We start from the raw sequence: 7,309 nt of genomic DNA, 5'->3' as shown, positions 1-7,309 counted from the left end.
GAGGTAGGAACTAAACCCAGGACGCTTCAAATCGATATCGTTCGCGTCCAAGTTCTTTTGGATGATGTTGGCATACTCATGCGTCGTAGGTATTTGCTGGGTGTTGATTGGAAGCGCACTTGGCTTTTCGCTTAAGCCTCTTATTTCTGTCTGTGCTGCGGTTGCGCTTGCATATACTTGGTATGCGATCGTTCCAGCCACTTCTCCGGGGGTTTTGAGGCATTTAGCTGGCGACTTCTTGGCGTGCTGTTCTCTGGATACAACGCTAGATGTGAAAGCAATCGGTATAGCAGTTGCGGGGATTGTGGGAGTGACGCTGCTCGTAGTTTCGGCTGCGGCTTTGCTTAGGCACCGAAGAAAGCTGTACATGGCAGCTTTGCTTTTAGGACTTCTGGCTATCGTAGGTTCTACGTTTTGGGCTCAGAAACTTACAGAATTTGGCCTTGTACAAAGGGACTCTGCGCAGATTGTCTGTGTTTCGGATGTCTGCGCTTGGCCGGAGGTCCCAAAAGAAAACATATTACTGAACATCCAAGCGCGGGAAGCCTTCTCTAAAATAGTGCCAGCTGAGTGGGGAGATTTCTCAAATCGACCGGTGGTGTGGGGAGATTTTTCAGAAGATCACTTAAGCCTAAGTAGCCAACCAACTCTGGAAGGAGTCGTTGGAGAGTTTGTGGATCAAGTTGGAACTGCGGAATTGATTCGTGCAAATGCGCAAATTTGTGGAATTCCGGCGAAAGATTTGGGAATTTCGGTTAGTGGCCTCCCTTGGGATCCTAACCGACAAGTTGACGTAAGCGATGTTGTTCAACGTATCGAGCAGTCGACCTGTAGAGTTAGCGGTTAGCCTGTGAAATCATTTGCGTTCTTGTACTTCCATGGTCACAGAATTTTTGTGGTCTTGCTGATGATGTTGTTTATTGGTTTAGCTCTATCCTTCTCTGAAGGCTGGCTGCTAAGAATTCCCTGGCTTAGCGGTACTGCAGGGGTGAATGTAGGTACCATATGTTCATTTGCTTATGCGGCGTTGCCAGTAACTTTGTTCCGTAATCAGCTTTCCAAGCTAGAAGCTCGTTCTCCAAGGAAGTGGTTAGTCGTAGACAGCACGCTTCTCGTTGTCTTGTGGAGCGTCCCTTGGGTATTTTCCCTGACCGGCGTAGGAAGCGTCAGGTTTGCTTATGTATCCACCGTCCTTATGGGAATAACATTTTTCGCAGGCAAATATTTGAACGTGGATACACTCGCATTGTTGCTTATAGCGCAACTCGTCTTGCAAACGGCTCTTTGGCTATCGGCATCCGAAACGAAATGGCGTTTTGTTCTTTTTGCTCTTGCTGTCCCGCCAGGCCATGTCCCACTTTTAATAAGTGGCCTTTCGCTCCTTGTGAGTATTCCTTCTTTGCACAAATTCAAACAGGCTGGAGCTTAGTCAGTGCCGGCAGGCTAGAGCTGCCCCTTTCCCTGTCTAGGGGCTAGGGGGAGCTCATGCTCAATCTAGTCAGACCTTTGAAGTGTCGCTGAAGATTCGCATGATGTGTTGGTTGGGGGGCGTTAGCTCTTAACCAGCTTGCGAATAGCCGTCATGGCTTCCTCGAGCTTTTCCTGGGCCACTTGACCATCCTCGGCGGCGGCACCGGCTACGCAGTGCTCAATATGGTCTTCGAGTAAGGCCAAAGAGACATTTTCTAGCGCGGAGGTTACTGCGGAGATCTGCGTGATGATGTCAATGCAGTATTTGTCTTCTTCGATCATGCGGTGGATGCCGCGCGTTTGCCCCTCGATGCGCTTCAAACGCGCCAAATACCTCGCTTTGTTTTTGCTATCCGCGTTATACCCGTGCGCGTGAGGCTCATGGCAGGCGCAGGTATGTTGCTGGTCAGACATGGTTTTCTGCGTTCATCTAGGGGTTCCTTTCGGGGCGATTTTGTAACGCGCGATTACTCCAGTATATTTTTAAGACGTTGCTCCAAGGCAATGGGCCCCCATCGTCTAGCGGCCTAGGACACCGCCCTTTCACGGCGGCGGCACGGGTTCGAATCCCGTTGGGGGTACGAAGCTTCTTGCTTCATGCCGACCTTTTAAAGGTCAAAATTCAATATGGCCCTGTGGCGCAGTTGGTTAGCGCGCCGCCCTGTCACGGCGGAGGTCGCGGGTTCAAGTCCCGTCAGGGTCGCCATATTGATAAGCCGGTTCCAGTGATGGAGCCGGCTTTTTCTTTTGCTTTCTTTCGTTTAAGTCCCCGCTCGAGATCTACTGGGGCCATCACTGTGTAGGGGTGAGTTGGGGTGGGGGAGTTGTTTCACCGGCGCGGGGCTTAGAGGCGCGGCGCGTGCTTCAAAAACGTCTTTATGGCGACGTAGAGGGCCGCTGAAGCCGTGAGGTGTGGCTCGGCTCGAAGAGGCGGCGTCGGCAAGCGCACGCGCCTTTACAGCGCCTTATATGGCTTGGCCTGAAATCTTTGCGTGTGCGCCTGCCTATATTTTGCGTTGCCTCATGCGGCCTTTTGAAAAACTGGTGCGCAAGAGTAGAGAAAACCGCAGTTAAACTGCAGATTTGTTTGATTTCAGCAACGTTGTGTAAAGTAACTATCCGTGCCCAATGAGGTACGAAAAATTGAAAAATGGCCCTGTGGCGCAGTTGGTTAGCGCGCCGCCCTGTCACGGCGGAGGTCGCGGGTTCAAGTCCCGTCAGGGTCGCCGAAGTCACTTGTGGCTTCTGGCCAGATAGCTCAGTCGGTAGAGCACACGCCTGAAAAGTGTGGGGTCGCCAGTTCGATCCTGGCTCTGGCCACAAATCAACCCCCTTCTGTAGAAGGGGGTTCTTTTGGTTTGCAGAAATGGTTTAATGGGCCACATGACTACTTCTGTTGCACACCAAACTGACGCCTCCCGTTTCGTAATTGCCGTCGATGGGGAAGAGGCCGGCTTCGCGGAGTACGTCGACACTGCAGAAACCCGCGATTTCCACCACACCGTGGTCCACGAGGGCTTCCAAGGCCAAGGCCTGTCCAAACCGCTCATCAAGGCCGCTCTGGAGGATGAATCCACCGCCGGCAAGCGCGTCATCGCCAGCTGTTCTGCCGTCGCGAGCTTCATCGAGAAGAACCCGGAATACCAGCACCTGCTCGAGAACTAAAACCTAAAAGTGGGCCCCACGTTCGTGTGGGGCCCACTTTGCCGCGCTTGGCGACGTCGCAAAGCAACAGCTAGATGTAATAGTCGGGGTCGACGAGCTTGATGCGCTCTTCCTTCTTACGCGGACGGTTCTTTGCTGGAATACCAATAGCAATGTGCTCTGCTGGCACATCCTTGGTGACAACTGCGTTTGCGCCAATAGCAGAGCCTTCACCGATGGTGATGGGGCCTAACACCTTGGCGCCAGCGCCAATCGTGACGTTGTCTTGGACAGTGGGGTGGCGCTTGGTTTGGGTGAGCACCTGGCCGCCCAACGTGACGCCGTGATAGATCATCACGCCCTCGCCGATTTCGGCGGTCTCGCCAATGACGATTCCCATGCCATGGTCGATGAAGAACCGACGTCCAATGGTGGCTCCAGGGTGGATTTCGATTCCGGTCCAGAAGCGATTGATTTGCGCAAGGATGCGCGCAGGGCCGCGCCAACCGCGCTTCCACATCCAATGACAGATGCGGTGCACCCAGATGGCATGCAGGCCAGAGTAGACTATGGCGTTCTCCACATCTCCTCGGGCCGCGGGATCATGGTCACGGGCATTCGCCAAATCCTCGCGAATCATCTTTAGGACGTTCATGTGGTACATACTACTGGCAAAGAAAAAGCACCCACCAACAAGATGGGTGCTTTTCATTCAAACGACAGGAAAATTATGCCTCGCGGATGTCCTCAAACAGGACGGTGGAGACATAACGCTCACCAAAGTCCGGCAGAACCGCAACGATGGTCTTGCCCTCAAACTCTGGGCGAGCAGCCAGCTTGAGTGCTGCGGAGATGTTTGCGCCGGCGGAAATGCCCACCAGTAGGCCTTCCTCGGTAGCTAGCTTGCGGGAGGTCTCAATTGCCTCTTCGTTGGTGGCGGTCATGACCTCGTCGAGCAGCTCGCGGTCTAGTACCTCTGGGACGAAGTTTGCGCCGATGCCCTGAATCTTGTGCGGGCCAGCGTGGCCTTCAGACAAAACAGGGGAGTCAGCCGGCTCGACGGCAACTAGGTGGAGGTCGGCATTCTTGGACTTCAGGTAGCGACCAACACCGGTGACGGTGCCGCCGGTGCCGACGCCGGCGACGAAAGCATCAACCTTGCCTTCGGCGTCGTTCCAGATCTCTGGGCCGGTGGTTGCCTCGTGGATCTTCGGGTTTGCCTCGTTGGCGAACTGGGAAGCCAGGATGGCGTTGTCGTTGTTGGCGATGATCTCATTCGCCTTGTCGACGGCGCCCTTCATGCCGGCTGCACCTGGGGTCAGGACGATCTCTGCGCCATAAGCACGCAGCAGCACCTTGCGCTCGTTGGACATGGTCTCCGGCATGGTGAGGATGACCTTGTAGCCAAGGGTGGCGCCAGCGAAGGCGAGCGCGATGCCGGTGTTGCCGGAGGTGGCCTCGACGATGGTGCCGCCCGGCTTGAGCTCGCCGGCTTCTACCGCGGCGTCGATAATAGCCTTGCCAATGCGGTCCTTAACGGAGTTAGCAGGGTTGAAGGATTCGACCTTCACCAGCACCTCTGCGCCGAGGCCCTCCGTCAGGCGGTTCAGGCGAACCAGTGGGGTATTGCCGATGGTTTCCAGAATGTTGTTGTAGACAGCCACTTTGAGGACTCCTTGGAAAATATCTTCGTGCGTACCCTAGCTACTGTACACCACGCTACTAGACAAAGCGGTACATAACTTCTGAACCGATCATTCGGGCACTGGCTGTGGGATTTGGATCGCGCTTTGGCAGTAAGGCGATTTATTCTTACCCCCATTGGCCGGTTATACTGCGGGGAACGTGTTCTTTTACCCCCGAATCGCATGGTGGGTATGGGTGCACCTACTGGTTACCCCCAACTAGGAGAGAGATTCTCATGGAGCCGCATCGCCTCAAAGATGACGACGAAGCCGTACGCGCCGCACTGTCTTCCCTGAAGACCGCAACCGGCATTCCCGTCACGATGTACGGAACCCTGCTTCCCGATAATCGTCTGCAGATCACCCAGTGGGTCGGCCTGCGCACGCCGGCTTTGCAAAACCTGATCAGTGACGCCGGAGTCGGAGTGGGCGGCCGTGTTGTCAGCACGCGCCGTGCAGTAGGTGTTTCGGACTACGCTCGTGCGACCACCATTTCGCATGAAAATGACCGCTACATCCAGGACGAAGGTCTGCACTCCATCGTGGCTGTTCCGGTCACGGTGCAGCGTGAGATCCGCGGTGTCCTTTACGTCGGCGTTCACTCTCCAGTGCGTTTGGGAGACAAGGTTATTGAGGAAGTAACCATGACCGCCCGTTGTCTGGAGCAGGATTTGGCGGTTAATTCCGCGATGCGCCGCGCCGATGGCGGTAAGGGCGGCGCTGCCCGCGGCCACGTCATGAATGGCGCGGAGTGGGAGCAGGTGCGCTCCACGCACTCCAAGCTGCGAATGTTGGCTAACCGCGTAGACGACGAGGATCTGCGCAAGGAACTTGAGGCTTTGTGCGATCAGATGGTTTCTCCGGTCCGCGTTAAGCAGTCTACGAAGCTTTCCGCCCGTGAGCTTGATGTCCTGTCTTGCGTGGCGCTTGGCCACACCAACGTCGAGGCGGCTGAGGAAATGGGCATCGGTGCAGAGACCGTGAAGTCCTATCTGCGCTCCGTGATGCGCAAACTCGGTGCGCATACCCGTTATGAAGCGGTCAATGCCGCTCGCCGTATCGGCGCATTGCCCTGATATACATGGTTCTTCTACCCGGATGCCCCTGAAACTTGCAGAAGTTTTTCAGGGGCATCCGGTAGTTTAGGAAGATGTGAAAGACCAATTTATTGTCTCTGGTGGTGCACGGCTCGAAGGCACGGTTGTGGTTGATGGCGCGAAAAACAGCGTCCTGAAGCTCATGGCCGCCTCGCTTTTGGCGGAAGGCACCACGACGTTGACCAACTGCCCGCAGATTCTCGACGTCCCGTTGATGCGCAAGGTTCTAGAAGGCCTAGGCTGCGAAGTAACTATCGACGGCGACGTCGTTACGATTACCGTCCCCGAAAAGCTCCACTCAAACGCGGACTTCGATGCTGTACGTCAGTTCCGCGCTTCTGTTTGCGTGCTGGGACCGCTGACCTCTCGCTGCGGTCATGCGAAGATTGCCCTCCCCGGTGGCGATGCCATCGGTTCGCGCCCGCTGGATATGCACCAATCGGGTCTGGAGAAGATGGGTGCACGTACCCATATTGAGCATGGCGCGGTCGTAGCTGTGGCCGATGAGCTCCACGGCGCCAACATTCGCTTGGACTTCCCATCCGTCGGTGCAACCGAAAACATTCTTACCGCCGCTGTCCTCGCAGACGGTGAGACCGTCTTGCGTAATGCAGCCCGAGAGCCAGAGATCGTTGATCTGTGCATGATGCTCAAGGAGATGGGCGCAGATATCGAGGGCGAAGGCACCTCCACCATCACGATCCGCGGCGTAGAAAAGCTGCATCCCACCGAACACAGGGTAATCGGTGACCGCATTGTTGCCGGCACCTGGGCCTATGCTGCAGCGATGACGCAGGGGGATATCACCGTCGGCGGTATCGCGCCGCGTCACCTGCACCTGCCGCTGGAGAAGCTGAAGTCCGCTGGCGCCGAAATCGAAGATTATGACAACGGCTTTCGCGTTCGCATGAACGGCCGACCAACTGCGGTGGATTACCAAACGCTTCCATTCCCGGGTTTCCCAACTGACTTGCAGCCGATGGCGATTGGCCTTTCCGCCGTTGCCGAAGGCACCACGGTCATCACGGAGAACGTCTTCGAATCCCGCTTCCGTTTCGTGGATGAGATGCTCCGTCTCGGCGCCGATGCGCAGGTGGATGGCCACCACGTTGTCATTCGTGGTCAGCAGAGACTTTCTTCCACCCACGTTTGGAGCTCCGATATTCGTGCCGGCGCTGGGTTGGTGCTCTCCGCATTGTGCGCAGATGAAGTAACCACCGTTCACGATGTCTTCCACATCGATCGTGGCTACCCGAACTTCGTTGAGAATCTCTCGCGTTTGGGCGCTGACATCAAGCGCACACAGGAGCCGGAGACGTACTAAGCGCTTTACGACGCCCTGTTTATCCCCAGTATGCACCTAAAAATGCGGTGTGTACTGGGGATTTGTGTTGTTTGTGGGGTGGGGGCTAA

The 7,309-nt window shown here is 55.7% G+C and carries 9 protein-coding genes and 4 tRNA genes; 9 read left to right on the top strand and 4 right to left on the bottom strand.

Going from position 1 to position 7,309, the window contains the following annotated elements; genetic code table 11:
• On the bottom strand, window positions 1-201 hold a 201-nt coding region (locus HMPREF2888_RS12955), incomplete at its 3' end, for a hypothetical protein (RefSeq protein ID WP_210386800.1).
• A 70-nt stretch (window positions 202-271) separates the two neighbouring features.
• Between HMPREF2888_RS12955 and HMPREF2888_RS12710 the strand changes: the two genes are divergently transcribed.
• Window positions 272-847, top strand: coding sequence for a hypothetical protein (locus HMPREF2888_RS12710; protein WP_141744815.1), 576 nt, complete (start codon window positions 272-274; stop codon window positions 845-847).
• 3 nt (window positions 848-850) lie between these two features.
• A complete protein-coding gene (locus HMPREF2888_RS12705; RefSeq protein ID WP_141744814.1) occupies window positions 851-1,429 on the top strand; it encodes a hypothetical protein in 579 nt (192 codons plus the stop codon).
• 122 nt (window positions 1,430-1,551) lie between these two features.
• Here HMPREF2888_RS12705 and HMPREF2888_RS03430 read toward each other — a convergent pair whose 3' ends face one another.
• Window positions 1,552-1,884 carry a metal-sensitive transcriptional regulator gene (locus HMPREF2888_RS03430; protein WP_061924479.1) on the bottom strand — a complete coding sequence of 111 codons (333 nt, stop codon included), beginning with the start codon at window positions 1,882-1,884 and terminating at the stop codon, window positions 1,552-1,554.
• A 94-nt stretch (window positions 1,885-1,978) separates the two neighbouring features.
• Between HMPREF2888_RS03430 and HMPREF2888_RS03425 the strand changes: the two genes are divergently transcribed.
• The 5 genes from HMPREF2888_RS03425 to HMPREF2888_RS03405 all read left to right on the top strand — a co-directional run bounded on the left by HMPREF2888_RS03425 (window position 1,979) and on the right by HMPREF2888_RS03405 (window position 3,135).
• A tRNA-Glu gene (locus HMPREF2888_RS03425) sits at window positions 1,979-2,051 on the top strand.
• Between the two features lie 48 nt (window positions 2,052-2,099).
• Window positions 2,100-2,176 (top strand) — tRNA-Asp (locus HMPREF2888_RS03420).
• Window positions 2,177-2,622: 446 nt separating this feature from the next.
• Window positions 2,623-2,696 (top strand) — tRNA-Asp (locus HMPREF2888_RS03415).
• Between the two features lie 21 nt (window positions 2,697-2,717).
• Window positions 2,718-2,790 (top strand) — tRNA-Phe (locus tag HMPREF2888_RS03410).
• Window positions 2,791-2,844: 54 nt separating this feature from the next.
• Window positions 2,845-3,135, top strand: coding sequence for a GNAT family N-acetyltransferase (locus HMPREF2888_RS03405; RefSeq protein ID WP_061924476.1), 291 nt, complete (start codon window positions 2,845-2,847; stop codon window positions 3,133-3,135).
• A 70-nt stretch (window positions 3,136-3,205) separates the two neighbouring features.
• Here HMPREF2888_RS03405 and epsC read toward each other — a convergent pair whose 3' ends face one another.
• The gene (gene epsC, locus HMPREF2888_RS03400; RefSeq protein ID WP_096337004.1) at window positions 3,206-3,769 is read right to left on the bottom strand and encodes a serine O-acetyltransferase EpsC; all 564 of its coding nucleotides are present in this window, start codon (window positions 3,767-3,769) and stop codon (window positions 3,206-3,208) included.
• Window positions 3,770-3,842: 73 nt separating this feature from the next.
• On the bottom strand, window positions 3,843-4,778 hold the full coding sequence (cysK, locus tag HMPREF2888_RS03395) for a cysteine synthase A (protein WP_061924471.1): 936 nt from the start codon (window positions 4,776-4,778) through the stop codon (window positions 3,843-3,845).
• A 257-nt stretch (window positions 4,779-5,035) separates the two neighbouring features.
• Between cysK and ramA the strand changes: the two genes are divergently transcribed.
• Window positions 5,036-5,875: an acetate metabolism transcriptional regulator RamA gene (gene ramA / locus HMPREF2888_RS03390; RefSeq protein ID WP_061924468.1), complete on the top strand. Its 840-nt coding sequence runs from the start codon at window positions 5,036-5,038 to the stop codon at window positions 5,873-5,875.
• 76 nt (window positions 5,876-5,951) lie between these two features.
• Window positions 5,952-7,220, top strand: coding sequence for a UDP-N-acetylglucosamine 1-carboxyvinyltransferase (gene murA / locus HMPREF2888_RS03385; RefSeq protein WP_061924465.1), 1,269 nt, complete (start codon window positions 5,952-5,954; stop codon window positions 7,218-7,220).
• Window positions 7,221-7,309: the final 89 nt, after the last annotated feature.

The organism is Corynebacterium sp. HMSC077D03, assembly GCF_001808545.1.
Classification (GTDB): Bacteria; Actinomycetota; Actinomycetes; order Mycobacteriales; family Mycobacteriaceae; genus Corynebacterium; species Corynebacterium simulans.
Note: the sequence above shows the minus strand (reverse complement) of the source record. Positions and strands in the feature narration are given on the sequence as shown.

Excerpts from the sequence above, each read along its gene's own strand:
- HMPREF2888_RS03430 (WP_061924479.1), bottom strand. The coding sequence starts at position 1,884 with ATGTCTGACCAGCAACATACCTGCGCCTGCCATGAGCCTCACGCGCAC.
- HMPREF2888_RS03405 (WP_061924476.1), top strand. The coding sequence starts at position 2,845 with ATGGGCCACATGACTACTTCTGTTGCACACCAAACTGACGCCTCCCGT.
- epsC (WP_096337004.1), bottom strand. The coding sequence starts at position 3,769 with ATGAACGTCCTAAAGATGATTCGCGAGGATTTGGCGAATGCCCGTGAC.
- ramA (WP_061924468.1), top strand. The coding sequence starts at position 5,036 with ATGGAGCCGCATCGCCTCAAAGATGACGACGAAGCCGTACGCGCCGCA.